The organism is Rhodococcus sp. NPDC077669, assembly GCF_040686915.1.
In the GTDB taxonomy this organism is placed as follows: domain Bacteria; phylum Actinomycetota; class Actinomycetes; order Mycobacteriales; family Mycobacteriaceae; genus Rhodococcoides; species Rhodococcoides fascians.
In genome coordinates, this window is sequence record NZ_JBFBMD010000018.1 from 66,122 (window position 1) to 90,549 (window position 24,428).

Below are 24,428 nucleotides of genomic sequence, written 5' to 3' on the forward strand. Positions count from 1 at the left end.
TCCATGCTCAGACCCGCTCACACCCCTGGAGCGGGCGTCAACGTAGACGAGACGGTGAGCTGATGGATCTCTTCGAATACCAGGCGAAGGAATTGTTCGCCAAGCATGGCGTACCCACCTCCGCCGGTCGTGTCACCGACACGGTCGCCGGAGCAACACAGATTGCCGAAGAAATCGGCAAGCCAGTAATGGTCAAGGCGCAGGTCAAGGTCGGCGGCCGCGGCAAGGCCGGCGGCGTCAAGTACTCCAAGGACGTCGCAGCAGCAACCGAGAACGCCGAAGCGATTCTCGGACTCGACATCAAGGGCCATGTCGTCAAGAAGCTTCTCGTCGCAGAAGCCTCCGACATCGCCGAGGAGTACTACATCTCCTTCCTGCTCGATCGCACCAACCGCACCTACCTCGCGATGTGTTCGGTCGAAGGTGGAGTCGAGATCGAGGTGACGGCGGAGGAGAACCCCGACGCACTCGCACGTATCCCCGTCGACGCAGTCAAGGGCGTCGACCTCGCGTTCGCTCGTGAGATCGCCGAGAAGGGCAAGCTGCCCGCCGAGGTGCTCGACGCCGCTGCGGTGACCATCCAGAAGCTGTGGGAGGTCTTCATCAACGAAGACGCTCTCCTGGTCGAGGTCAACCCGCTGGTTCGCACCCCCGACGATCAGATCCTCGCCCTCGACGGCAAGGTCACGCTCGACGCCAATGCAGACTTCCGCCAGCCCGGCCACGCCGAGTTCGAGGACAAGGACGCAGCCGATCCCCTCGAGGCCAAGGCCAAGGAGAACGACCTCAACTACGTCAAGCTCGACGGACAGGTCGGCATCATCGGAAACGGTGCCGGACTGGTCATGTCGACCCTCGACGTGGTCGCATACGCAGGCGAGGCACACGGCGGCGTCAAGCCGGCCAACTTCCTCGACATCGGCGGCGGCGCTTCGGCCGAGGTCATGGCCGCAGGCCTCGACGTCATCCTCGGTGACGAGCAGGTCAAGAGCGTGTTCGTCAACGTTTTCGGTGGCATCACCGCGTGTGACGCAGTGGCCAACGGTATCGTCGGCGCGCTGAAGAAGCTGGGCGACGACGCCAACAAGCCGCTGGTCGTCCGTCTCGACGGCAACAAGGTCGAAGAGGGCCGCAAGATTCTCGCCGACGCCGCGCACCCGCTGGTGACGCTCGCCGGAACCATGGACGAGGGCGCCGACAAGGCCGCCGAGCTGGCAGCGAAGTAGAGGAAACAATGTCTATCTTTCTGAACAAGGACAACAAGGTCATCGTCCAGGGCATCACCGGCGGCGAAGGCACCAAGCACACCGCCCTGATGCTCAAGGCCGGCACCCAGGTCGTCGGTGGCGTCAACGCACGCAAGGCCGGAACCACGGTCAAGCACGTCGACGCACAGGGCAACGACATCGAATTGCCGGTGTTCGCTTCGGTTTCCGAGGCCATGGAGAAGACCGGAGCCGACGTGTCCATCGCGTTCGTGCCGCCGGCATTCTCCAAGGACGCCATCGTCGAAGCGATCGACGCGGAGATCCCGCTGCTCGTCGTCATCACCGAGGGCATCCCCGTGCAGGACTCCGCATACGCGTGGGCCTACAACGTGGAGAAGGGCAAGAAGACCCGCATCATCGGGCCGAACTGCCCCGGAATCATCACTCCCGGTGAGGCATTGGTCGGCATCACGCCCGCCAACATCTCGGGAACCGGCCCCATCGGCCTGGTCTCCAAGAGTGGCACCCTGACCTACCAGATGATGTTCGAGCTCCGCGACTTCGGATTCTCGACGGCCATCGGCATCGGCGGCGACCCCGTCATCGGAACCACCCACATCGACGCCATCGAGGCGTTCGAGGCGGACCCCGACACCAAGATCATCGTCATGATCGGCGAGATCGGCGGCGACGCCGAAGAGCGTGCAGCCGACTACATCAAGGCCAACGTGACCAAGCCGGTCGTCGGCTACGTCGCAGGCTTCACCGCTCCCGAGGGCAAGACCATGGGCCACGCCGGCGCCATCGTCTCCGGCTCGCTGGGAACGGCACAGGCGAAGAAGGACGCACTCGAGGCCGCAGGCGTCAAGGTCGGCAAGACGCCGTCCGAGACCGCTGCCCTCGCGCGCGAAATCCTGGAATCGCTGTCCGTCAAGTAGGACTCGCTTCTGAAAGAGCCCGCCACCGATTCGGTGGCGGGCTTTTTCGTGCCCCAATCCCTTGTGCGCGTTTTGCGTACCTGAAGGTACGCAAAACGCGCACGACGTATGGACAGCGCTATTCGGTCTCGAATTTGTCCACTCGCCACAGGACGAACACTGTCATCGCTCCGAACAGCGCCGCCGCGAGTGCGTAGTAGAGCGATTCGAAAGTTCCTGCAGCCCAGGCCAGGACGATTGCGGACATCAGAAACAACGCGACTTTGAAGTACTCGAACCTCTTGCGTGTCATGTCTTGCCCTCCCGTTCGACGATGTCGCTGCCCATTCTTCCTGAAAAGTGTTGTGTTGCATAGTAATTGAAATCCACAATGAAGGCAAAGGGGAGTCAATAGCTAAAGTAACGACATTGTGCAACAATCTCAGCGACACCGTTCGGGGAGGGCTGATGTCGGAATTTCTGCACCGTCTGTATCGACAGGGGTGGCACGCGGACCCCGCTGTACGACCGGTCGGCCGGTTGATGATCGTGGCCATGGTGGTCTCGTGTCTGTATGCACTCGCCTCGGTGGCGCTGGCGAAGTCGCTGGCCGATTTCCAGATGCATCGACAGGGCATGGACGACGGCTCCCTTCCGGCCTCGGCGAAAGCGATCGTCTACGGGGCCTACTCGATGCGGGTGATCACCGTGGTCAGCCTGATCTTCGGCTACTCGTATCTTGTCCAGCGACTCTCCAGGCGCAGTCCATCCGAACATCGACTCTTGTTGAGCTGGAGCGTCTTCGGAGTGGCTGCCTACTCCTACCTGATCTTCACCCCGAATCTTCCGTGGGCCCACGTGGTGCAAGCGATTCAAGTGGTCATCCTGCTGGCGGTCGCAGTGCTGCTGTTCACGCCTCGTGTGCGGGCCTACTTCGCGGGCGCGTCGGTGGACTAGATTGGCCCCGTGCACAACATCTTCACCACCGCCTTCGTGACGGTCCATCGGCTCTACATCAACAAGGTGGAGCGAAAGGGCCGCACCGAAGCGGAGGTCGACGAGATCGTCCGGTGGTTCACCGGGTTCGATCAAGCGACACTGAAAAAACACCTCGAGGCGGAGACGACATTCGAGGACTTCTTCGCGGCGGCGAACCTGAACCCGAACGCGACACTGATCACCGGAGTGGTCTGCGGCATCCGCGTCGAGAATGTCGAAGATCCCCTGATGAAGAAAATCCGATTGCTGGACAAGCTGATCGACGAGCTGGCCAAGGGCAAGAAGATGGAGGAAATTCTGCGTGGGTGATCCCGTTAGAATCACGCTGAATCGAACTGTGGTCATCGCTTCGACGCGGGACTTCACTGTGCGTCATGACAACTACCGAAAATCGTGCACTCGCCAAGAACTGGGCCGACGCTCCCACCACTGCTGCCGGATGGATTTCCCGCGCAGGTGAAGTAGCGCAGCTGCTCCTTGTCGACGCCGTTACCCGTGACAAGGGCCGCGAGCTTCCGTCCGCAGAGGTTCAGTTGCTCAAGGACGCCGGGCTCGTCACGCTGCTCGGTCCCGTCGAGCACGGTGGCGGCGGCCAGGATTGGCCCACGGCCTACCAGGTGATTCGCACCGTCTCGAAGGCCGACGGCTCGATCGGTCAGCTGCTGGGCTACCACCTTCTCTGGTTCTGGGCCGCGCGTCTGGTCGGTACCCCCGAGCAGATCGAGGCCGTCGAAGCCGATGCCACGAAGAACAAGTGGTTCTTCGGCGGTGCCGTCAATCCCCGCGACAACGACGTGTCGGTCACCGACGAGGGCGACACCATCGTGTTCGACGGTTCCAAGACGTTCTCCACCGGCAGTCGTGTCTCGGACGTGACCGTGCTCGAAGGTGCGCTCGAGGGCAGTGCCGATCACGTGTTCGCAATCGTGCCGTCGAACATCGAGGGTCTGTCCTTCCACGACGACTGGGACAACATCGGCCAGCGTCAGACCGAAAGTGGCAGCGTCACGATCGACAAGGTTCGCGTCGACTGGGCAAGTGCAGCGGGGTTCGTGGACAAAGTGTTTCAGCCCCGCGTCTACAACACCCGCAACGTGCCGACCATTCAGTTGGTGTTCGTCAACTTCTACCTCGGAATCGCGAGGGGTGCTCTCGAGGAAGCCGCGTCGTACACCAAGGACAAGACTCGCGCGTGGCTGCACAGCACGGTGGACAAAGCAGTCGACGAGCCGTACATCATCGACATCTACGGCGATCTGACCGCCAAACTGTGGGCCGTCGAAGCTCTGGCCGACGCAGTTGCGTTGGAAGGACAGAAGATTCACGACAACGCGTGGAACGTCACCGCCGAGGAGCGTGGTGACCACGAGGTGCGGGTGGCCGCAGTCAAGGCTCGCGCCACCGACGTCTCGCTCGAGATCACCTCGACCGTGTTCGAGGCCCTCGGTGCCCGCGCCACGGCCAGCAAGTATGGGTTCGATCGCTTCTGGCGCAACGTCCGTACCCACACCCTGCACGATCCGGTTGCCTACAAGCGACGCGAAGTCGGCCGCTGGGTGCTCACCGGTGAGCTGCCCGAGCCCACCTGGTACTCGTAGTCCCAAATTTCCGGCCCCGATCCGACCCCCGATTTCCGGATGAATGTGCCATCCACGCCATCTGAGTGCGTGGATGGCGCATTCATCCGATGAAGGATGACGCACACATGAGCACCGAAAAGATCGCCGACGCAATCAAGTTCGCGTACTGGGTTCCCAATGTCTCGGGTGGCCTGGTCACCAGCACCATCGAGCAACGGACCAGTTGGGACTACGAGTACAACAAGAAGCTGGCGCAGACCGCCGAGAACAACGGCTTCGAGTACGCCCTCAGTCAGGTCCGTTACGAGGCGAGCTACGGGGCCGAGTTCCAGCACGAGTCGACGAGCTTCTCGCTCGCGTTGCTGTTGGCCACCGAACGTCTGAAAGTCATTGCCGCCGTGCATCCCGGGCTCTGGCAGCCTGCCGTGTTGGCCAAGCTGGGAGCGACGGCAGACCACCTCTCGAACGGCCGTTTTGCGGTCAACGTCGTCAGTGGCTGGTTCAAGGACGAATTCACCCACCTCGGTGAGCCATGGCTCGAGCACGACGAAAGATACCGTCGCAGCGCCGAATTCCTGCAGGTACTGCGCAAGATCTGGACCGAGGACGACGTGGATTTCCGGGGCGATTTTTATCGGATCCACGATTTCACGCTGAAGCCGAAACCGCTCAACACCCCGGAACGGCCCAATCCTGAACTTTTCCAAGGTGGTAACTCGTCCGCCGCGCAGGAGAATGCCGGTCGGTACTCGGATTGGTACTTCAGCAACGGCAAGGATTTCGACGGCGTCACCGAGCAGCTCGACAACCTGCGTCGGGTCGCGCGCGATCACCGACGTGAGGTCAAGTTCGGGCTCAACGGCTTCATCATTGCGCGAGACAGCGAGAAAGAAGCGCGAGATACGTTGCGAGAGATCATCGACAAGGCCAACAAGCCTGCCGTCGAGGGTTTCAGAGGTGCGGTGCAGCAGGCGGGCAATTCGACGGCCGACAAGAAGGGGATGTGGGCCGACTCGACGTTCGAGGACCTCGTTCAGTACAACGACGGGTTCAAGACGCAGTTGATCGGCACCCCGGAGCAGGTTGCCGAACGCATCGTCGCCTACCGACGCCTCGGCGTCGACCTCGTTCTCGGTGGCTTCCTGCACTTTCAGGAGGAAATCGAATACTTCGGAGCGAAGGTGCTGCCGCTGGTGCGGGAGCTCGAAGCGGCCGAATCGAACGACCACGAGTTGGTCACGTCCCACTGACCTGGAGTTCCTCGAGCGGTCGGGTCCGTGCAGTAGCGTGAGATCTCGGACCCGACCGACCTGGGTACGGCACTATCAGGATGAGGAGACGCGATGACCTACTCGCCCGGCAGCCCTGACAACGGGGGCTCCAACTCTGGTGGCTACGGCGGAGGCGGACCGTCCTACGGCCCCCCGTCCACGCCGAATCAGTCCACGCCCAACCAGCCGAATCAGCCGTCGTCCGGTGCCTACCCCCAGTCGGGTCAGAACCAGCCGTTCCACCAGCCGTCGGTATCCAACCCGTTCGGCCCGCCCGTGCCAGGAACGTCCGCACCGAGCGGGTCCGCGCCGGGCACGTCCGGGCACTCGACGAAGTCGTCCGGTGCCGGGCTCGCAAATCTGCCGAAGATCCTGACCTTCGTGGTGCTCGGTCTCGGTATCGTCAACTTCCTGCTCGGCCTGCTCGATTTCGTCACCGCCGAAGTGTCGTCGTCCGAGCAACTGCCCAGCGGCATCCAGACCTCGTTCAGCACCAACTTCTTCGAGTCCGGCGGAAGTGCGGCGTCGATCGCGTTTCTGCTCGCCGCCGGTCTGATCGCAGGTGCGTCACTGCTACAGAAAGACGCCCGGAACCAGGCCGTGATCGCGGCACTCGCCATCGCCGGATTCCTGGTGCTCGTCTTCCAGTCGTTCAGCCTGCCCAGTGCCGAGGGCAACGAGTTCGCCAGCACCAGCAGTTCGCTCGGAATCGGCGCGATCCTGGTGCTCGTGTTGGGCTTCGTGCAGGCGGCTGCCGCTGTGGTTGCGCTGCTGCTCGATGCAGGCATCGTCAAGGCCCCGGCACCCAAGCAGTCCGGCTTCGGGAACCAGGGTCAGCAGTCCGGTTACGGCCAACAGAATTCCTACAACGCGCCGACGACGTCGTTCGGTGGACCGTCCGGACCGCAGAATTACAGCAACCCGCCGGCCTACGGTCAGGCCCCGTCGAACACAGCAGGTTCGTCGAATTTCGGGCAGGCACCGAGTGGACAGACGTCCGGCCAGCATTCCTACGGTCCCGGCGCACAGTCGCCGTACGGCAATCAGCCTGCGCCGAACACCGCGCCGCAGGGTGGCTACTCGCCGCCGCCCTACACCGGTCCGAGCGGTCCGCCCGCAGGGCAGGCCTACCCGCCGAACCAGTACCCGTACGGTGGCCAGCCGTCCGGTTACGGTCAGCCGTCGAGCACACCCGACGAGTCCGAGTCGGGCTCACAGTCGACGCCGTACGGCGCACCGACTCAATCGTTCGGCGCGACTCCCGCGGAAGACGACAACAAGCGCGACTGATTTCGCACGTCACACTCGACTTCGCGGCGCGCCTGACCGGCGTGCCGCGTCGATGATGCGAATCTCGTAGTGATGAGCGATCTATTGAACCGAGATACTCGACGCGCGACCGCACGCAGTTCCCGTGTGAGCACCGGGCCTACGCCCGATCAGTCACGAACGCTCGCTGCAGTGGCCTTCAAAACCTCCGGGCTGGTGGTGGTCATCGCCACGACTCTGGTCCTGATCACCCTTGTCTCGGTCAACAGCGATCTCACCGGAACCCTTGGTGCCATCGCCGGTTCCTGGTTCGCGGTGCACCTGGTGCCGCTGAGTATCGGTGGCACGTCGATGGGCGTCGCCCCGATGCTTCCCACCCTCGTCGTCGCCTGGTCCGTCGCACGCACGGTTCACCACGCGGTGGACGAGACCACCGACCGCCGCATGGTCAGGTGGGTGTTCGCCGCGTCGATGGCCGGACCCCTCGCTTTCACGGCCATCGCTCTGGCCGTCGCCAAGGATGCGTCGACGGTCATCGGACTGTCGAGCCCCAACGCACTCGTCGCCTTCTCGTGGGTGGCCGGAGTGCACGCAGCGGCGTCGGGCACCGGCCTGATCCACGCTCGCTGGGATGCCCTGGTGATCGATCGACATCTTCCAGATTGGGTACGCGCACTCGTTGCGCCGCTCGTGCGGTCCGTTGCGGTGCTGACGGCAGGCGGTGCCGCCATCGTGCTGTTTGCGCTGCTCGCCTCCTGGGACACCGCCGGTTCGCTGCTCGACAACGGACGCACCCTCGTCGGCATGCTGGGACTGACCGTGCTGTCGGTGCTGTACCTGCCGAACATCGTCCTCGGTGCCCTCGCCGTCGCGACGGGGTCCTCGGCGAGCTTCGGAGACGCAACGGTCAGCCTGTTCTCGACGACGGGCGGGCCGCTCCCGCCGCTTCCGATCCTCGCCGTCCTCCCCGAGGGCTCCGCGCAGACGATCTGGATCGTCATGCTCGTCGTTCCCATCGCAGCCGGGCTACTTCTGGGACGCGACTGCGCGATCCGAAGCGTGGACGTCCAGGTCGCGGTCTCCTCGGTGTGGGCGGTAGCCGCCGTCACCGGAGCCCTCGCCGCGGTGTTCGGCTATGCCGCAGGCGGGAACCTCGGCACGTTCGGAACAGTCGAAGTCACCGTGTGGAGCTTCGCACTGTTGACCTTCGCCTGGCTCGGCGTCGTCGGATCCGTTTCGGCGGCCATCGTCGTGTGGCGTCGAGCAGACCCGGAACCCGACCACGAACCCCACGACCGATCCGGTACCGAGCAGCCCGTGCCGGCGACCGTGCCCGCAGTAGACCTGGCCATTCGAGCGCCTGCGTCGGAGCCGGACGAGGCTGTCGCGGACACCGTCGTCGAGGCCGAGGTCGTCGACGAGAAGCCGGTCGTGACAGTGGAAGCAGACGATCCGATCGCGGCAGACGCCGAATCCGAGGAACCGCTCGAGGCCGAGATCGTCGCTCCGCCCCCGGCCCAGGACGACGCGTCGAGCACTGCGGAGGACGGACCTGCCCGGTAGGGGCGCGGGTCGGAGCGACTAGGCTTTCTGCTGGCTCGAACGATCCCCTCGATACCTCAGGAGTAGTGCGCTGACTGCCTTGCGTGAGACACCCGCGCGGGTCGTCGTCCTCGCGTCGGGGACCGGCTCGCTCCTGCAGTCGCTCGTCGCCGCGACAACTGCCGAGGACTACCCGGCACGCATCGTGGCCGTCGGAGTCGATCGAGAGTGCGCGGCCGCTAGTCATGCCGACGATGCCGCGATCCCACATTTTCGTATCGGCTTGCGAGACTTCGCCGATCGGTCTGCCTGGGATGAGGCGCTCACCGACGCTGCACTGGGGTTCGAGCCCGATCTGATCGTCACCGCAGGGTTCATGAAGATCCTCGGTCCTCGATTTCTCGACGCGTTCGCCGGCCGAATCGTCAACACGCACCCCGCGCTGCTGCCGTCGTTCCCCGGTGCGCACGCCGTTCGAGACGCGCTGGACCACGGCGTGAAACTGACCGGTTCGACGGTGCATCTGGTCGATTCCGGTGTCGACACCGGGCCGATCCTGGCTCAGGAAGCCGTGCCCGTTCTCGACGGCGACGACGAAGCGGCATTGCACGAACGCATCAAGACTGTGGAACGACGGTTGCTGGTCGACGTGATCGCAGCGGTCGCAGCCAAAGGTGTCACCTCCGATGGACGAAAGGCTCAGATAATCCGATGAGTGAACGTAAAGCGGTGCGCCGCGCACTGGTCAGTGTCTACGACAAGACCGGACTGATCGAACTTGCGACCGGTTTGCATGCCGCGGGCGTCGCTCTGGTGTCCACCGGATCGACGGCGAGCAAGATCGCCGACGCCGGAATCCCGGTCACCAAGGTCGAGGACCTCACCGGATTCCCCGAAACCCTCGAGGGTCGCGTCAAGACGCTGCATCCTCGCGTCCATGCCGGGGTCCTTGCCGACACCCGCAAGCCCGAGCACCTGGCTCAGCTGGACGAGCTGGGCATCGAGGCGTTCGAGCTCGTCGTGGTCAACCTGTACCCGTTCACCGAGACCGTCGCCAGCGGTGCGACGCCCGACGAATGCGTCGAGCAGATCGATATCGGCGGCCCGTCGATGGTGCGCGCCGCGGCCAAGAATCACCCGTCGGTCGCGGTTGTCGTCGACCCGAGCCGGTACGACGACGTACTCACCGCTGTCTCCGGTGGTGGATTCACGCTCGCCGAGCGCACATCTCTTGCCGCGCAAGCGTTTCAGCACACCGCGGCCTACGACGTCGCAGTGGCGTCGTGGATGTCGAGCGTCCTGACTCCCGACACCGAGACTGTGTTTCCCGAGTGGATCGGTGGCACATGGGACCGCTCCGCAGTACTTCGGTACGGCGAGAACCCGCACCAGAAGGCTGCCCTGTACGTCGACTCCTCCGCTGCTGCCGGCATCGCTCAGGCCGAGCAGCTGCACGGAAAAGAGATGTCGTACAACAACTTCACCGATTCGGATGCGGCCTGGCGGGCAGCGTTCGATCACTCGGAGCCCACCGTCGCGATCATCAAGCACGCCAATCCGTGCGGAATCGCCGTCGGCACCGACATTGCCGAGGCGCACCGAAAGGCGCATGCGTGCGATCCGGTGAGCGCCTACGGCGGCGTCATCGCGGCCAACCGTGAGGTCACCGTCGAGATGGCCGAGCAGGTCGCCGAGATCTTCACCGAGGTGATCATCGCGCCGTCCTACGCCGACGGTGCACTGGGAGTGCTGCAGCGCAAGAAGAACATTCGAGTTCTGCTCGCAGAAGCGCCGCCCACGTCGGGGGTCGAACTCAAGCCGATCTCCGGCGGGGCACTGCTGCAGCAGAGAGACGTCATCGACGCCGACGGCGACGATCCGGCCAACTGGACCCTGGCCGCCGGCGAACCCGCCGATGAGCAGACCCTCAAGGATCTCGAATTCGCCTGGCGTGCAGGACGAGCCGTGAAATCCAACGCAATTCTGCTCGCCCATGACGGCGCGTCGGTCGGCGTCGGAATGGGCCAGGTCAACCGCGTCGACGCCGCCCACCTCGCAGTCCAGCGTGCCGGGGATCGCGTCGTCGGTTCGGTCGCATCCTCCGATGCCTTCTTCCCGTTCCCCGACGGCTTGCAGGTCCTCATGACGGCGGGCGTCAAAGCCGTTGTGCAGCCCGGTGGTTCGGTCCGCGACAACGAAGTGATCGCTGCTGCCCAGGACGCGGGCGTGACGCTGTATCTGACGGGTTCGCGGCACTTCGCCCACTAGCTGCTCCGTCGAGATCGCAGTTGTGCAGCCTTTTACACCATTTCCGCTCGCGTAATTGCGATCTCGACGATCTGTGGATGAACGAAACCATAATCCACAGATTGGCCTGCTGGCCGTTTCGAGGGGCTCGACCCTGCCAGGGTTGAGCGATGGGGATCGAGTCAGGACCGTTTCGTGGGTCGGTTGCAGTGCAGTCGGGAGCATTGAGTCGTCACCGACTGAGCCGCGACTATGTACGAGTGTTCCGTGACACCTATGTGCCCGCGAGAACCACCCTGGATGCGCGGACCCTGGCTGTGGCGGCATCTGTGTGCGTCGGCAACAGCGCAATTGTCGCGGGTACTTCGGCGGCCGCCGTACATGGCGCGCGATGGGTCGACGCCTCGGTGCCGCCTACCGTGCTTGCGCGCGAAAAATCACATCGAATACCAGGGCTGATCCTCCGGCGCGATTCGATCGAGCCTGGCGATGTGCTCGTTGTCGGCGGGGTGGCGGTGACCACCCCGGTGCGGACCGCGTTCGATATCGGGCGATGGGTTCCGTCACCGCAGTCCGTGATCTTCCTCGATTCACTCATGGCCGCGACCGGCCTCGAGCTGGATGCGGTGAGTGCATTCGCGTCACTGCGTCCGGGGTGTCGGGGTATCCGGGTGCTGCTCGACGCCCTCGGTCGGGTGGATGGAGGCGCGGAATCGCCGCAGGAGACGCGCACCCGACTGTTGCTGATCGACGCTGGACTTCCGAAACCCACCACCCAGATCGACATTCGAGATGCGCGTGGTCGATTTGTCGCGCGGATCGACATGGGGTGGGAGAGGTGGCGTGTCGGGGTGGAATACGAGGGGGTGCAGCACTGGCTCGACGAGCGTCAGCGGACCCGCGACATCGAGCGGTACGAGGACTTGCAGCAGTGCGATTGGCATATCGTTCGGGTCAATTCCGAACAACTCCGCCGTCGTCCCGACGAAGTGGTCCGCCGAGTTCGGGCCAAGCTCCGTGAGGCAGGAGCACCGGTCTAGCGAGATCGCAATTGTGCAGGGGATTTGTCCAGTTCGGGTGGCATAAGTGCGAACTCGGCGGAACCACAACGGACCACTAGATGGCAGCAATCGTCAAACGCTCGTAGCGTGGAGAAGTGACCTCCACCAAACCTGGCATCTCCACTCTCGGCGAACTCAAGGCATCCGGCCATCGGCAGCGGTCGATCAAGGAAGAGCTCCGCGAAAATCTTTTGACGGCGTTGCGTGACGGCGAAGATCCGTGGCCGGGGATCGTTGGCTTCGGGTCGACGGTGCTGCCGCAATTCGAGCGCGCGATTCTGGCCGGTCATGACGTCGTTCTGTTGGGTGAGCGTGGGCAGGGCAAGACGCGTCTGCTGCGTACCCTTAATCTGCTGCTCGACGAGTGGGTGCCGGTGATCGCCGGTGCCGAACTGGGCGAGCATCCGTACGAGCCCATCACCCCTGCGAGCATTCGTAGAGCGAAGGAACTGGGCGACGATCTGCCCATCGAGTGGCGGCACCGCAGCGAGCGGTACGCAGAGAAGCTCGCCACCCCGGATACCTCGGTCGCCGACCTCGTCGGCGATGTCGATCCGGTGAAGGTCGCGGAGGGCCGCAGCTTGGGCGACCCGGAGACTATTCACTTCGGTCTCGTTCCGCGGAGTCACCGCGGCATCGTGGCGATCAACGAACTTCCCGACCTCGCGGAGCGCATCCAGGTGTCGCTGCTCAACGTCATGGAGGAGCGCGACATTCAGGTCCGCGGCTACACCCTGCGGCTCCCGCTCGACGTCATGTTGGTGGCCAGCGCCAACCCCGAGGACTACACCAATCGCGGACGCATCATCACCCCGCTCAAGGACCGCTTCGGGGCCGAGATCAGGACGCACTACCCCCTTGAGCTGGACGACGAAGTAGCCGTCATCGATCAGGAAGCGGATCTTCAGGCCGCCGTCCCGACCTACCTGCTCGAGGTGCTCGCTCGCTTCACTCGGCTGCTGCGCGAGTCGCCGTCGGTGGATCAGCGCTCCGGCGTGTCCGCTCGATTCGCGATCGCAGCCGCCGAAACCATCGCTGCCGCAGCCGTTCACCGTGCCGCGATCCTCGGCGAGGCCGAGCCCGTGGCCCGGCCGGTCGATCTCGGCACGATCATCGAGGTGCTGCGTGGCAAGGTCGAATTCGAGTCCGGTGAGGAAGGCCGCGAAATCGAGGTTCTCGAACACATGCTGCGACGCGCGACGGCCGATACCGTCCGGGCACACCTGGGTGGCCTGAACCTCGCGGCGTTGGTGACGGCCGTCGAGACCGGCGACCCGATCGTCACCGGCGATCGCATCACCGCAAAGGCTTTGCTCGACGAGCTGCCCGACGTATCCGTGATCGGCGACATCACCGAGCGGTTGAAGGCGACCTCGGACGGCGAGAAAGCAGCCGCCGTCGAACTGGCGCTCGAAGGTCTCTACCTCGCGCGGCGAATCTCCAAGGATCCCGACGACGACGGCCAGACGGTGTACAGCTGATGCGTCGTTCCAGGTACGGGCGCTATCACGAGGGCCCGGATCCACTGGCTCCTCCCGTCGATCTGCGGGAGGCGTTGGATGCGATCGGCGAGGACGTCCTCGAGGGGGCGTCGCCTCGCCGGGCGTTGCAGGAGATGCTGCGGCGCGGAACGAAGAACATGCGCGGGCTCGACGACCTCGCGGCCCAGGCCGCCAAGCGTCGCCGAGATCTGTTGAAGAAGAACAACCTCGACGGCACGCTGGAGGAGGTCCGCGAGCTGCTGGACAAGGCGGTGCTCGAGGAGCGCAAGGCGTTGGCGCGTGCTCTCGATGACGATGCGCGGTTCCAGGAGATGCAGATCGGTGATCTCTCGCCGTCCACTGCCCAAGCGGTGCAAGAGCTTTCGGATTACGACTGGCGTTCGTCGGAGGGGCGCGAGAACTACGAGAAGATCAAGGACCTGCTCGGACGCGAGATGCTGGACCAGCGTTTCGCGGGCATGAAGCAGGCTCTCGAAGGTGCCACCGACGAGGACCGTCAGGCCATCAGTGAGATGCTGAAGGACCTCAACGAACTGCTCGACGCTCACAACAAGGGCGAGGACACCGTCGAACAGTTCGACGAGTTCATGAACAAGCACGGTCAGCATTTTCCGGAGAACCCGAAGAATGTGGACGAGCTGCTCGATTCACTGGCGGAAAGGGCTGCGGCGGCGCAGCGGCTACGCAACTCGCTGTCGCCCGAGCAACGAGCCGAGTTGGATGCGTTGGCTCAGCAGGCCTTCGGTGATTCGAGCTTGTTGCAGCAACTGGATCAGCTGGATCAGAACCTGCAACAGGCCCGGCCCGGTGAGGACTGGGACGGTTCGCAGAACTTCCGCGGCGAGAACGGTATGGGTCTGGGCGACGGCACCGGAGCCCTTCAGGACATTGCCGATCTGGAGAACCTGGGAAATCAGCTCTCGCAGCAGTACAACGGTGCTGCGTTGGACGACATCGATGCCGACGCGTTGTTGAAGCAACTCGGACCCGAGGCCGCGGCCGATGCCCGAATGCTGTCGGAGCTGGAAAAGGCGCTGCAGCAACAGGGTTTCATGGACAAGGGTGCCGATGGTCAGTGGCGACTGTCGCCCAAGGCCATGCGGCAGCTGGGGCAGTCAGCGCTGAAGGATGTTGCGGGAAAGCTGTCTCGACGCGGCGGCGAGCGCGATACCCGCAAAGCCGGCGCGATGGGTGAGCCGACGGGCGCGTCGCGGATCTGGGAGTTCGGCGATACCGAGCCGTGGGACGTCACGCGTACGGTCAACAATGCGGTATTGCGCTCGGCAGCAACAGGATCGGGCTTTCCGGTGCAGTTGCAGGTGACCGACGTGGAGATCAGCGAGACCGAGACCAGAACGCAGGCTGCAGTGGCGCTGCTGGTCGATACGTCGTTCTCGATGGTGATGGACGGTCGCTGGGTGCCGATGAAGCGTACGGCTCTGGCTCTCAATCATCTGGTGAGCACTCGGTTCCGCGGAGACGATCTGCAGTTGATCGGATTCGGGCGGCACGCACAGACATTGACGGCGTCCGAGCTGGCAGGGTTGGACGGTGCCTACGACCAAGGCACCAATCTGCATCACGCACTGATGCTCGCGGTTCGTCATCTGCGACGTCATCCCAATGCCCAGCCGGTGGTCTTGATCGTCACCGACGGTGAACCGACGGCCCACCTGGAGCCGGACGGCCATGCGTATTTCGATTACCCGCCGTCGTCGAAGACGTTGGGGTTGACGGTGCGTGAGCTCGATACCGTCGCGAAACTCGGTGCGCAGGTGACGATTTTCCGTCTCGGCGACGATCCAGGTCTGGCCCGGGTGGTCGACAAGATGGCCGAACGGGTCGGCGGCAGGGTCATCGCGCCGGATCTGGACGGATTGGGTGCTGCAGTGGTGAGCGACTACCTCAAGCGTCGACGGTCGTAGTCACTTCTCTGCTGCCTTGATGTCCACCGAGACTCCGCCCCAGAAGGCGAGTCCGGTGATGACCACTCGGGGCGCACCGGGGTGCGTGGCGCTGACGTGCTCGAATCCGCCCATGATCCCGGTGCCGCGGACCTCGACGCCGATGCCGGGCGGCACGGTGATCTCGATGCCGCCCATGATCGCGACGCAGTTGATCGTGGTTTCCTGGGCCGTGAACGTCGCTCGGCGTAGGTCGAGTTGCACTCCGCCCCAGAAGGCGAGCGCGTCGATGCGTGCGGCGACGGTCCATTCGCCTTTGCGAACCGATCCGCTCATGATCGCGATGGCCCGATCGGTCTGGGGCGCACCGGTCTGCGTCGTCTGCGGAGGTGGGGTGAGGGCCAGATCGTCGGTCAACAGGTCCAAGTCGCCGTAGGTCTTCGCTCGGTACGCCGCGGCCGTCCGCTCGTCGTACTCGGTGACGGTCAGTTGACCGTTGGCGAAAGCGTCGCTCAGCAGCTGCGCCACGAGGTTGCGATCGGCATCGGCAGCGCGCACCGTACTTCGATTTCGGTCGGGTAGTTGGTCGCTCACCGGTCGGACATTACCGGCGACCGGGTCAGGCCGCATTCAGGATTGCGCGATGACCCAGCGGCGACGCCAGCGTGATCTGCATGGTGGCGTAGACGGCAACCATGATGCAGGACTTGTCCTCGGCGTCCGGTCTGGTCCCGGTACGCAGTTCGATCGTGACGGCCGTATCGGTCTCGGTCACCGTCGCGTCGGCTCCGTAGCACTCGGGCGTGCCGGTGACGAAGTGCACCGCGATGGTGTTGGGGGACACCTGGCTCCACGACTCGAACGGAGTGGTTGTCGCGCGGATCAGATCCGGGGTCGACTCGAACATCGTGCCGACGTCGCCGACGGGAACTTCGTGGGGGACGGGCGGCGCGCTGGGTTGCTGGACGAACCCGATGGGGGTGGTGGAGTTCGTTGTCGGTGTCGTCTCGTCGTCGTCACCGGCGGCGGTGCTGCAGCCGGCCAAGAGCAGGCACAGCATGACACCTGCAGCGAGAAACCTCATGAACCCAAAGTAGCGCTGGGAGCTGAGGAGAACCTTTGTGTTCGTCTCATGCCAGCAGCACCGTGACGAGTGCGATGACGGGAATCGAGACCAGGGTCGTGACGAATGCCGTGTCGCGGGCCAGAACGACCCCTCGCTGGTAGCGGCTCGCGAAGACGAAGACGTTCTGCGCCGTGGGCAGTGCCGAGACAACGACGATGGCGAACAGGTCGTGCCCGTCGAGGCCGAAGACGAATCGGGCCATCAGATACCCGAGCAGGGGCTGCAGCGCCATCTTGAACAGGGTCGCCAGAGCCACGTCCCGTCGCGGGCTGATGCCCTTCTGCAGCACCCGCGCGCCGTACAGCGACAGTCCGAACGCGAGCAGTGCACCAGGAACGGACAGGTTGCCGACGAGTTGGAACGGCTGCATGAGCGCCTCGGGGAGCTCGAATCCGGTGATCGACAGTACGAGACCCGCAGCCCCGGCCAGCACGATCGGGTTTCGGAACGGTGTCGTGACCGTCTTGAACAGAGAGACCTCGTCGATCTTGGTGGAGATGTCGAGGACGGTCACCGCGATCGGCGTGTAGATCATGATCTGGAACAGCAGCAGGGGAGCGACGAAGTTGGCGTCGCCCAGAACGAACACGGCGATCGGGATACCGAGGTTCGCGGCATTGACGTAGGAGCTCGCGAGTGCGCCGACGGTCGCGTCGGGCACGGCGCGTTTCAGCGCGAGCTTCGCGATGACGAAGTAGATGGCCCCGACGAGCAGCGCTGTGGAACCGGCGACGGCAAGAACGGGGGACAGGATGACCGACAGGTCCGAATTGGCCAACGTGACGAACAGCAGCGACGGCGTCGCCACGAAGAAGACCAGTCGGCTCAGAACGAACTGGCCGTGTTCGCCGAGGATTTTCAGATGGGCGAGCAGGTAGCCCAGTGCGATGACGACGAAGATGACGGTGAAGCCTTCGAGAACGCCGGACATCGTAGAACTGCTCGTTTCTTGCTGGGAACGACAGAAAGGCCACGTAGCCCAGGGCTACGTGGCCTTTCTCGAAAGCTGATTCAGCGGCTGGTGAACGGCAGCAATGCCATTTCACGAGCGTTCTTCACTGCGACAGCGACCTGGCGCTGCTGCTGCGGGGTGAGCCCGGTGACCCGGCGGCTACGGATCTTGCCGCGGTCGGAAATGAACTGACGAAGAAGGTTGATGTCCTTATAGTCCACCGTGGTGACCTTGGCGGCATTCAACGGGTTCTTCTTCGGTCGACGACCCGCCTCTGCGCGGACCTTCTTCGACGGTGCTCTCTTGACTGCCATCTCTACCTTTTCCCTTACCAGCTCGACTTGTGGACGCCTGGCAGCTCCCCGCGGTGAGCCATCTCGCGCATCTTCACGCGGGACAGCCCGAATTTCCGTAGGTAACCGCGCGGACGTCCATCCGCAGCGTCACGATTGCGCAATCGTACCGGACTCGAATCACGTGGCAGACGCTGCAGTGCCGCCTGGGCCCCCGCGCGCTCGGAATCGCTGCTCGAGGGCTTGCGAATGATCTCTTTGAGCTCTGCGCGACGCGTTGCCCAGCGGGCGACGACGACCTTGCGTTGCTCGTTCTTCGCGATCTTCGATGTCTTGGCCACCGGTCAGCGCTCCTCTCGGAAATCGACGTGCTTGCGGACAACCGGGTCGTACTTCTTCATGACCAGTCGGTCGGGATCGTTGCGACGGTTCTTGCGGGTGACGTAGGTGTAGCCGGTACCCGCGGTCGACTTGAGTTTGACGATGGGGCGGATGTCCGTGCTCTTGCCCATCAGATCTTCTCCCCACGTGCGCGGATCTTGGCCACCACGGCGTCGATGCCGTCGCGGTCGATGGTCTTGATGCCCTTGGCCGAGAGCGTGAGGGTGACGCGGCGTCCGAGGCTGGGGGCGTAGTAGGTCTTGCGCTGGATGTTGGGATCCCACCTGCGGCTGGTGCGCACGTGGGAGTGCGAGACCGACTTTCCGAAGCTGGGGGTGCGGCCGGTGACTTGGCAGTGCGCTGACATGAGCACTCCTTTCTTGCCGTTATGACAATCGTTTTCGACAAAGCGTTCAAGCGAATGTAGCGTGCATCCTCAGAGAATGACAATCGTTGTCGAGAAGAAAGGCGCTCGTGAACACATCACCGGACGATCGAACCCCGATGGTCCTCGTCTCCGGCTGGACCGGAGCCATGGACGCTGTCGTGACATCGCTGCTCGCGCCGGGAACTGTCGCAGTCCGCCACGACCTGAGCCGCGTCACTGAGGGCGTCGTACGCCGAACGTTGTTCGTCCTGGGTGAGAACCCGCGCGAGACGATCTTGGAACTGGCGCACGGCTGTGTCTCCTGCACGCTGCGCGAGGACCTGCTGCCGCTGCTACGTGCACTGTCGAGTCGCAGCAGTGTCGATCGCATCGTGCTCGTTCTGGACCCCGCGCTCGAGCCCGAGGCGTTGTGCTGGGCGGTGGACAACGTCATCGTCGCCGACGTGGTGGGGCAGATCGACGGACCGGCCTCGAGGGACGTACGTATCGAGGCCGTGATCGGCTGCCTCGACGCCGCAACCTGGTTGGCCGACGCCACCGGCGACGACACCTTGGCAGACCGAGGCATCGTCGCGAGTGGGGATGACGATCGAACCGTCGCGCAGTTGGTAGTAGGCCAGGTGGACTACTCCGACGCGCTCGTCGTCACCGCAGGTCCCGATGTCGACGCGTGGGAGCGCGCCAGGCTCGCGGCTGTCCTCGCGCGGTTGGCACCGAACGCACCCGTCGTCTGGGTTTCGCAGGACTCGATGGTCGACGGCCCAGCAGTTCTCGCGTCCGTTCCCTTCGATGCCCGGCGCGGTGAGATCACCGACGCCCACTCTCCGCTGTTGCGCGGCCAGCCGCCCTTGTCCGTCGACTGCGGAGTCGCACTCGTGGAGTTCACCGCAACTCGGCCGTTCCATCCCGAACGACTCCACGAGGCCATCGACGTGTTGCTCGACGGCGTCGTCACCGCTCGCGGACGGGCATGGGTGGCCACACAACCCGACGAAGCGCTGTGGATCGAATCGGCCGGCGGCGGACTACGGGTGGCGAGCGCCGGAAAGTGGCTTGCGGCAATGACTCCGGTGGAACAGGATCGCGTCGACACCACCCGACGAGCGATGGCTGCACTGCGGTGGGACGAGCAATTCGGTGATCGCGACACGTCATTGGTGATCTTGGTGCATCAGGCCGACCCCACCGAGATCGACCGAACTCTGCAGTGGGCGTTGGTGTCCGACGACGAGATGACCGATCCCGATCAGTGGGCCACGTGGACCGACCCGTTCGGCCAGTGGCACGAAGACCCCTGCGAGAGCAGCGAATCCCCGTACGCAGACCAGTCACGAGAGGCAACAGAATGAAGCCAGGCATCCACCCCGATTACCACCCGGTGGTGTTCCAGGACTCGAGCACCGGGAACAAGTTCCTCACTCGATCCACCGTCACGTCCGCCCGCGAGACCGAGTGGGAAGACGGCAACACCTACCCCCTGATCGTCGTCGACGTCTCGTCCGAGTCGCATCCCTTCTGGACCGGGGCGACACGCGTCATGGACACCCAGGGACGCGTCGAGAAGTTCGAGAAGCGCTACGGCCGTCGAAGCCGAAAGGAGGCGTGAGACATGGCTGTTCCGAAGAGAAAGATGTCGCGTTCCAACACGCGTAGCCGACGGGCACAGTGGAAGGCCGTCGCCCCGGATCTCGTGACCGTGCGTTTTCAGGGCCGCGAGTTCCGAGTGCCGCGCAGGTTGGTCAAAGCGGTTCAGGCCGGCGTCTACGACCCGAGCTGACTGCCCCCTCGTGCGCGTTGTGCGCCCTTCCAGGTACGCACAACGCGCACGAGGGCGGAGCCCGGTACGTTTGCTCGATGGACGGAACGGAACCCTCGTCGAAGGACGTCAAGCGATGGCGGCAGTACCTCGCCGACGAGCGCGCCGAGGCCGCCGTCTATCGCGATCTGGCCGGTAGGCGCAACGGCGAGGAACGCGACATTCTGCTCGAGTTGGCCGACGCGGAAGGTCGCCACGAACAGCATTGGCGCAATCTGCTCGGCGATCGCGTCGGGATGCCACTCAAAGGCGACATTCGTACCCGGATCCTCGGCGTGCTGGCGCGCCGCTTCGGATCGGTGTTCGTGCTCGCCCTCGCGCAACGCGCCGAGACCCGATCGCCCTACGCGACCGACGCGGATGCCACCGACGCGATGACGGCCGACGAGCAAATTCACGCCGAGGTGATCCGGGCACTGGCTGCCCGTGGCCGAAATCGACTGTCGGGAACCTTCCGCGCCGCGGTGTTCGGTGCCAACGACGGATTGGTCAGCAACCTCGCCCTGGTGCTCGGCATCAGCGGATCCGGGGTGTCCAACCAGATCGTGTTGGTCACCGGACTCGCCGGCCTGCTCGCCGGTGCGCTGTCGATGGGAGCAGGCGAATACGTCTCGGTGCGCTCGCAACGCGAACTGCTCGAGGCCTCGTCGCCCGACAGCGCAGCGAATGAGGCCGTTCAACACCTCGACGTCGACGCCAACGAACTCGCCCTCGTCTACCGCGCGCGCGGAATGACCCACGAGGAAGCCGATGCGAAGGCCGCGGACGTCATCCGACTGCTCCCCGCCGTCGAAGAACCGGCCACCGACATCGACGAGCACGAATCCATCGGAACCGGACTCGGTGCCGCCGCAGCGAGCTTCTGCTTCTTCGCCTCCGGTGCCGTCATCCCGGTGTTGCCGTACCTGTTCGGTCTCGAAGGCTATGTGGCCCTTGCCGTTGCTGCAGTGCTCGTCGGACTGGCGCTGATCTGTACGGGCCTGATCGTCGGACTGCTCAGCGGCGGTCCGCCCGTCAAGCGCGCACTGCGACAACTCGCCATCGGATACGGCGCGGCCGGGGCGACGTATCTACTGGGACTCGCATTCGGTGGGGGAGTGTAGGTTCCGGGCGACGGACGAGCAATCGCCAACCTGTTCTTGTCGGTGGGTCGGCCGACAATGTCGGCATGCCCATCATCGATCCGACTCGCGAGGACCACGCCTACTTCATCGGACTGTTTCAAACCGACGGTCATCTCGAGAAAGGGAAAGGGCAAAAGGGGAAAGCAACCATCGAACTAGCGGCAGCCGACGTCGACTTGCTGATGCGGCTTCCACAATTGTTCGATGGCGTCAACTCGTCCGTATCGACGAGAACGCGAACAACGAATTTTTCCGCTGACTACACGAGTGCTACCTGGCGGATCTGCAACCTCGCATTCCGACGCGAACTGGAATTGTGCGGAGTTCCGGCTGGTCGCAAGTCCAAACAGGTGGCTCCGCCTGTCGTGCCGTTTCATCCGCGGGGTTACTTCCGAGGATTGCTCGATGGCGACGGCAGTGTCGGATTCACCCGGTCGGGTATGCCATTTATCAGTTTCGTCACCGCCTCGTCCAGCTTGGCGGACTTCTTCTGCGCGACAGCACAAACAGTCAGCGGGGTCATTCGTACGCCTAAACGCAACACTCGCGATGATGTGTTTTCGTTGATGGTCGCGAATGACTCAGCGGCGCGTTTGGCCGAATGGGCCTATCCTCCCGATTGTCTCGCGCTCGATCGAAAGCGATTGGCGGCGGCGTCAGTCGCTGCTTGGGTCAGACCGCCGGGTATGCGTGCTCGCCCACTCTTAGGTTCGAGGGTTTGGGCGGCGGCCGAGGATGCGATTGCATTGTCCTCGACAGTGAAGGAGGCAGCCAGAGTCCTCGGCCGAACGGAGAGTGCCGTGGTCATCCGACGCTGGAGACTGCGGCACGCGGACGGCACCGATGCATGAGCGGACAGTGACAGTTCCGATCACGACGGGATTGTCCACGTTCGTCCCGTTGTGCATCTGTGTTCTCCACTTGTTCACCTGAAGTGCTCCATTCCGTTCAGCGCCCGAGGGGCCTTCACGGTCACCATCGATTCATGACGCTCAATCCCGCAGGCGAGACCGTCGCGACCGGTATTCCGGGGACGCTCGCCGAGAACATGACGATGGCCGAGCAGCACGACTGGCATCGGTCGTTCCTGCGGCGGCACCCGGTGAGTCGACGCAACTTCCTGGTGGGTGCCGCAGCGACGGCAGCCGCGGTGGGCGTCGGTAATTCGGCGTTCACGCGCACCGCCTATGCGCAGGACGCGCCGCTGGCGGTGGCCGGTCGACACATGGGCTTCGGCAACGACCCGGCGACGCAGTTGCGATTCTCCGCTCAGCTTTCCCGTAATCCCGGCATCACCGGTGTCTTTCTCGATCACGGCCCGACGCCTGCACTGGGAGCGACGACCTCCGCCGAGGTGCGCAACCTCGTCAGCCAAGTCCCGCAGACCGATGGCGGCATTCTGTCGGCTGAGCAGTACTACGTGCACGTGCCCGTCGACAATCTGACGCCCAAGCTGCCGCACTATTACCGATGGCGTACCGCGGACGGTTTCGTCAGCGACATTCGCAGTGCATCTCCCGCGCTGCCGACCGGACGCATTGCTCCGTTCCGTTTCACCATGATGGGGGACCAGGGCGTCGACGAAACACCCTCGCAGCCAGCGGGTCTGGTGGCCGGCGACTACGACGACCTGTACTACAAGGCCGACAACGAACCGTCGGTCAAACACGCGCGCAACATCAATCGCCAGATCGAGGCGTCGCGTCCGGACTTCCACATTCTTGCCGGCGATATCGCCTACGCGGACCCGTCGGGTGCCGGTCTGCCACCGCAGTTCGCGGGCCACGGCAAGACGCCACCGAAGGGGTTCGACAAGTTCAATCCCTTCGTCTGGGACGGCTATTTTCAGGCCATCGAGGCCAGCGCATCGACGGCACCGTGGTTGTTCGCCACCGGCAATCACGACATGGAGGCGCTGTACAGCCCCAACGGATACGGTGGCCACGCGGCACGTCTCGATCAGCCCAGTACTGGCCCGAAGGGGTGCCCGTCGGCGTATTCGTTCGTGTACGGCAACACTGCGGTGCTCTCGCTCGACGCCAACGACGTCAGTTACGAGATCAAGGCCAACACCGGCTACAGCGGCGGAGCCCAGAACACCTGGGTGGAGCAGACTCTCGCCAAGTATCGGGCAGACCCGAACATCGACTTCATCGTCTGCTTCTTTCATCACTGCGCCTACTCGACCACGTCGACGCACGCGAGCGACGGCGGCGTACGTGACGCGTGGGTATCGCTGTTCGACAAGTACGAGGTCGACGTGGTGCTCCAGGCGCACAACCACGTGTTCGAGCGCACCGATCCGATCCGCTCCAACCGTGCGACGCGGGTCGCCGGCGACAACGCCACGGTTCGCGGAAAGACCGACGGCACCGTGTATTACACCGTCGGCGGGGGTGGTCGTCCGCGTTACACGTTCCAGGACGGCGAGGGCGTCAGCTACCGGGGCCACGAGTTGCCGGACACGGCTGTTCCGAACAGCTACGTCTGGGCACCCGACGGCACCAAGGCGGCCGAGTCGATCACGTGGTCGCGCGTGAGATTCCTGAACTACTCGTTCGTCAGAGTCGATGTGGTGCCGGGTATTCCGGGTATCAAGGCCAGCACGATGGCCATCGGAGCGATCGACGAATACGGCAACGAATTCGATCGCCTCACCTTCGAACGCGACATCCCGGTGGGCCCGATCTTCGGTTCCTCCTGAGTGCCCATGTGAGTGGAACTTCGACCCCTGCTACGAACTTCCACTCACGTGCGGCGCAGCCGCTCTCATATGGAGGTCGGCCTGTCAACGACGGCATGGTGAAGCGGTGGCACGCACCGTCGTGTGTGCCACCGCTTCCTGTTG

General features: G+C 64.0%; 27 protein-coding genes. 19 read left to right on the forward strand and 8 right to left on the reverse strand.

The features are described 5' to 3' along the window. Window positions 1–62 precede the first annotated feature (62 nt). Entirely contained in the window at window positions 63–1,226 is a 1,164-nt protein-coding gene (sucC, locus tag AB0P23_RS18845; protein ID WP_027496014.1) for an ADP-forming succinate--CoA ligase subunit beta, read from the forward strand. An 8-nt stretch (window positions 1,227–1,234) separates the two neighbouring features. Beyond that, a complete protein-coding gene (gene sucD / locus AB0P23_RS18850) occupies window positions 1,235–2,146 on the forward strand; it encodes a succinate--CoA ligase subunit alpha (protein WP_027496015.1) in 912 nt (303 codons plus the stop codon). Between the two features lie 118 nt (window positions 2,147–2,264). On the opposite strand, the gene AB0P23_RS18855 is transcribed toward sucD, so the two are convergent. Next, window positions 2,265–2,438 (reverse strand): hypothetical protein, encoded by a 174-nt coding sequence (locus AB0P23_RS18855; protein WP_155288490.1) that lies wholly within the window; start codon window positions 2,436–2,438, stop codon window positions 2,265–2,267. Window positions 2,439–2,593: 155 nt separating this feature from the next. Here AB0P23_RS18855 and AB0P23_RS18860 point away from each other — a divergent pair, with 155 nt between their 5' ends. The 11 genes from AB0P23_RS18860 (at window position 2,594) to AB0P23_RS18910 (ending at window position 15,521) form a co-directional block, all read left to right on the forward strand. After that, a complete protein-coding gene (locus tag AB0P23_RS18860; protein ID WP_363798776.1) occupies window positions 2,594–3,082 on the forward strand; it encodes a hypothetical protein in 489 nt (162 codons plus the stop codon). Between the two features lie 9 nt (window positions 3,083–3,091). Beyond that, window positions 3,092–3,433 carry a DUF2200 domain-containing protein gene (locus tag AB0P23_RS18865; RefSeq protein ID WP_032373057.1) on the forward strand — a complete coding sequence of 114 codons (342 nt, stop codon included), beginning with the start codon at window positions 3,092–3,094 and terminating at the stop codon, window positions 3,431–3,433. Between the two features lie 65 nt (window positions 3,434–3,498). Beyond that, window positions 3,499–4,722 carry an acyl-CoA dehydrogenase family protein gene (locus AB0P23_RS18870; RefSeq protein ID WP_363798779.1) on the forward strand — a complete coding sequence of 408 codons (1,224 nt, stop codon included), beginning with the start codon at window positions 3,499–3,501 and terminating at the stop codon, window positions 4,720–4,722. A 107-nt stretch (window positions 4,723–4,829) separates the two neighbouring features. Beyond that, window positions 4,830–5,954: a dimethylsulfone monooxygenase SfnG gene (gene sfnG, locus AB0P23_RS18875; RefSeq protein ID WP_027496019.1), complete on the forward strand. Its 1,125-nt coding sequence runs from the start codon at window positions 4,830–4,832 to the stop codon at window positions 5,952–5,954. A gap of 93 nt (window positions 5,955–6,047) precedes the next feature. Next, complete coding sequence (locus tag AB0P23_RS18880) at window positions 6,048–7,265, forward strand: DUF5336 domain-containing protein (RefSeq protein ID WP_052062885.1); 1,218 nt, start codon at window positions 6,048–6,050, stop codon at window positions 7,263–7,265. A 171-nt stretch (window positions 7,266–7,436) separates the two neighbouring features. Continuing rightward, window positions 7,437–8,807, forward strand: a complete 1,371-nt coding sequence (locus AB0P23_RS18885; RefSeq protein WP_363798783.1) for a DUF6350 family protein — start codon at window positions 7,437–7,439, stop codon at window positions 8,805–8,807. A gap of 79 nt (window positions 8,808–8,886) precedes the next feature. Further along, entirely contained in the window at window positions 8,887–9,501 is a 615-nt protein-coding gene (gene purN / locus AB0P23_RS18890; RefSeq protein ID WP_032365923.1) for a phosphoribosylglycinamide formyltransferase, read from the forward strand. Then, the gene (purH, locus tag AB0P23_RS18895) at window positions 9,498–11,054 is read left to right on the forward strand and encodes a bifunctional phosphoribosylaminoimidazolecarboxamide formyltransferase/IMP cyclohydrolase (protein ID WP_032365922.1); all 1,557 of its coding nucleotides are present in this window, start codon (window positions 9,498–9,500) and stop codon (window positions 11,052–11,054) included. The genes purN and purH overlap by 4 nt, the downstream gene beginning before the upstream one ends. A gap of 149 nt (window positions 11,055–11,203) precedes the next feature. Then, entirely contained in the window at window positions 11,204–12,073 is an 870-nt protein-coding gene (locus tag AB0P23_RS18900) for a DUF559 domain-containing protein (protein ID WP_363798786.1), read from the forward strand. A 116-nt stretch (window positions 12,074–12,189) separates the two neighbouring features. Next, window positions 12,190–13,575: an ATP-binding protein gene (locus AB0P23_RS18905; protein WP_363798788.1), complete on the forward strand. Its 1,386-nt coding sequence runs from the start codon at window positions 12,190–12,192 to the stop codon at window positions 13,573–13,575. Next, complete coding sequence (locus AB0P23_RS18910; protein WP_363798790.1) at window positions 13,575–15,521, forward strand: VWA domain-containing protein; 1,947 nt, start codon at window positions 13,575–13,577, stop codon at window positions 15,519–15,521. Before AB0P23_RS18905 ends, AB0P23_RS18910 begins: the two co-directional genes overlap by 1 nt. Here AB0P23_RS18910 and AB0P23_RS18915 read toward each other — a convergent pair whose 3' ends face one another. The 7 genes from AB0P23_RS18915 to rpmB form a co-directional block, all read right to left on the reverse strand. Beyond that, window positions 15,522–16,094, reverse strand: a complete 573-nt coding sequence (locus AB0P23_RS18915; RefSeq protein WP_094650525.1) for a DUF1707 domain-containing protein — start codon at window positions 16,092–16,094, stop codon at window positions 15,522–15,524. Window positions 16,095–16,119: 25 nt separating this feature from the next. Then, window positions 16,120–16,584, reverse strand: coding sequence for a hypothetical protein (locus AB0P23_RS18920; RefSeq protein ID WP_027496026.1), 465 nt, complete (start codon window positions 16,582–16,584; stop codon window positions 16,120–16,122). A gap of 46 nt (window positions 16,585–16,630) precedes the next feature. Next, entirely contained in the window at window positions 16,631–17,557 is a 927-nt protein-coding gene (locus tag AB0P23_RS18925) for an AEC family transporter (protein ID WP_032381729.1), read from the reverse strand. Between the two features lie 80 nt (window positions 17,558–17,637). After that, window positions 17,638–17,892, reverse strand: a complete 255-nt coding sequence (gene rpsR, locus AB0P23_RS18930; RefSeq protein ID WP_008719028.1) for a 30S ribosomal protein S18 — start codon at window positions 17,890–17,892, stop codon at window positions 17,638–17,640. Between the two features lie 14 nt (window positions 17,893–17,906). Continuing rightward, window positions 17,907–18,212 (reverse strand): 30S ribosomal protein S14, encoded by a 306-nt coding sequence (rpsN, locus tag AB0P23_RS18935; protein WP_222073464.1) that lies wholly within the window; start codon window positions 18,210–18,212, stop codon window positions 17,907–17,909. A gap of 3 nt (window positions 18,213–18,215) precedes the next feature. Continuing rightward, complete coding sequence (rpmG, locus tag AB0P23_RS18940) at window positions 18,216–18,386, reverse strand: 50S ribosomal protein L33 (RefSeq protein WP_222073560.1); 171 nt, start codon at window positions 18,384–18,386, stop codon at window positions 18,216–18,218. Continuing rightward, entirely contained in the window at window positions 18,383–18,619 is a 237-nt protein-coding gene (gene rpmB, locus AB0P23_RS18945; RefSeq protein ID WP_032365915.1) for a 50S ribosomal protein L28, read from the reverse strand. The genes rpmG and rpmB overlap by 4 nt, the downstream gene beginning before the upstream one ends. Before the next feature lie 137 nt (window positions 18,620–18,756). Between rpmB and AB0P23_RS18950 the strand changes: the two genes are divergently transcribed. From AB0P23_RS18950 to AB0P23_RS18975, 6 genes are all read left to right on the forward strand, one after another. After that, a complete protein-coding gene (locus AB0P23_RS18950; RefSeq protein ID WP_201010679.1) occupies window positions 18,757–19,989 on the forward strand; it encodes a GTP-binding protein in 1,233 nt (410 codons plus the stop codon). Further along, window positions 19,986–20,246: a type B 50S ribosomal protein L31 gene (locus AB0P23_RS18955; protein WP_032365913.1), complete on the forward strand. Its 261-nt coding sequence runs from the start codon at window positions 19,986–19,988 to the stop codon at window positions 20,244–20,246. Before AB0P23_RS18950 ends, AB0P23_RS18955 begins: the two co-directional genes overlap by 4 nt. A 3-nt stretch (window positions 20,247–20,249) precedes the next feature. After that, complete coding sequence (gene rpmF / locus AB0P23_RS18960) at window positions 20,250–20,417, forward strand: 50S ribosomal protein L32 (RefSeq protein WP_027496033.1); 168 nt, start codon at window positions 20,250–20,252, stop codon at window positions 20,415–20,417. A 77-nt stretch (window positions 20,418–20,494) separates the two neighbouring features. Beyond that, complete coding sequence (locus AB0P23_RS18965) at window positions 20,495–21,559, forward strand: VIT1/CCC1 family protein (protein ID WP_032371240.1); 1,065 nt, start codon at window positions 20,495–20,497, stop codon at window positions 21,557–21,559. 65 nt (window positions 21,560–21,624) lie between these two features. Continuing rightward, window positions 21,625–22,431, forward strand: coding sequence for an LAGLIDADG family homing endonuclease (locus AB0P23_RS18970; protein WP_283348557.1), 807 nt, complete (start codon window positions 21,625–21,627; stop codon window positions 22,429–22,431). Window positions 22,432–22,565: 134 nt separating this feature from the next. Beyond that, window positions 22,566–24,284, forward strand: a complete 1,719-nt coding sequence (locus AB0P23_RS18975) for a metallophosphoesterase (protein ID WP_363798794.1) — start codon at window positions 22,566–22,568, stop codon at window positions 24,282–24,284. Window positions 24,285–24,428: the final 144 nt, after the last annotated feature.

Coding starts and splice junctions, on each gene's coding strand:
- AB0P23_RS18920 (WP_027496026.1), bottom strand. CDS start 16,584: ATGAGGTTTCTCGCTGCAGGTGTCATGCTGTGCCTGCTCTTGGCCGGC.
- AB0P23_RS18855 (WP_155288490.1), bottom strand. CDS start 2,438: ATGACACGCAAGAGGTTCGAGTACTTCAAAGTCGCGTTGTTTCTGATG.
- AB0P23_RS18900 (WP_363798786.1), top strand. CDS start 11,204: ATGGGGATCGAGTCAGGACCGTTTCGTGGGTCGGTTGCAGTGCAGTCG.
- sucD (WP_027496015.1), top strand. CDS start 1,235: ATGTCTATCTTTCTGAACAAGGACAACAAGGTCATCGTCCAGGGCATC.
- AB0P23_RS18910 (WP_363798790.1), top strand. CDS start 13,575: ATGCGTCGTTCCAGGTACGGGCGCTATCACGAGGGCCCGGATCCACTG.
- AB0P23_RS18925 (WP_032381729.1), bottom strand. CDS start 17,557: ATGTCCGGCGTTCTCGAAGGCTTCACCGTCATCTTCGTCGTCATCGCA.
- sfnG (WP_027496019.1), top strand. CDS start 4,830: ATGAGCACCGAAAAGATCGCCGACGCAATCAAGTTCGCGTACTGGGTT.
- rpsR (WP_008719028.1), bottom strand. CDS start 17,892: ATGGCAGTCAAGAGAGCACCGTCGAAGAAGGTCCGCGCAGAGGCGGGT.
- AB0P23_RS18950 (WP_201010679.1), top strand. CDS start 18,757: ATGGTCCTCGTCTCCGGCTGGACCGGAGCCATGGACGCTGTCGTGACA.
- AB0P23_RS18955 (WP_032365913.1), top strand. CDS start 19,986: ATGAAGCCAGGCATCCACCCCGATTACCACCCGGTGGTGTTCCAGGAC.
- purH (WP_032365922.1), top strand. CDS start 9,498: ATGAGTGAACGTAAAGCGGTGCGCCGCGCACTGGTCAGTGTCTACGAC.
- AB0P23_RS18970 (WP_283348557.1), top strand. CDS start 21,625: ATGCCCATCATCGATCCGACTCGCGAGGACCACGCCTACTTCATCGGA.
- AB0P23_RS18965 (WP_032371240.1), top strand. CDS start 20,495: ATGGACGGAACGGAACCCTCGTCGAAGGACGTCAAGCGATGGCGGCAG.
- rpmB (WP_032365915.1), bottom strand. CDS start 18,619: ATGTCAGCGCACTGCCAAGTCACCGGCCGCACCCCCAGCTTCGGAAAG.
- AB0P23_RS18975 (WP_363798794.1), top strand. CDS start 22,566: ATGACGCTCAATCCCGCAGGCGAGACCGTCGCGACCGGTATTCCGGGG.
- AB0P23_RS18880 (WP_052062885.1), top strand. CDS start 6,048: ATGACCTACTCGCCCGGCAGCCCTGACAACGGGGGCTCCAACTCTGGT.
- rpmF (WP_027496033.1), top strand. CDS start 20,250: ATGGCTGTTCCGAAGAGAAAGATGTCGCGTTCCAACACGCGTAGCCGA.
- AB0P23_RS18860 (WP_363798776.1), top strand. CDS start 2,594: ATGTCGGAATTTCTGCACCGTCTGTATCGACAGGGGTGGCACGCGGAC.
- AB0P23_RS18870 (WP_363798779.1), top strand. CDS start 3,499: ATGACAACTACCGAAAATCGTGCACTCGCCAAGAACTGGGCCGACGCT.
- sucC (WP_027496014.1), top strand. CDS start 63: ATGGATCTCTTCGAATACCAGGCGAAGGAATTGTTCGCCAAGCATGGC.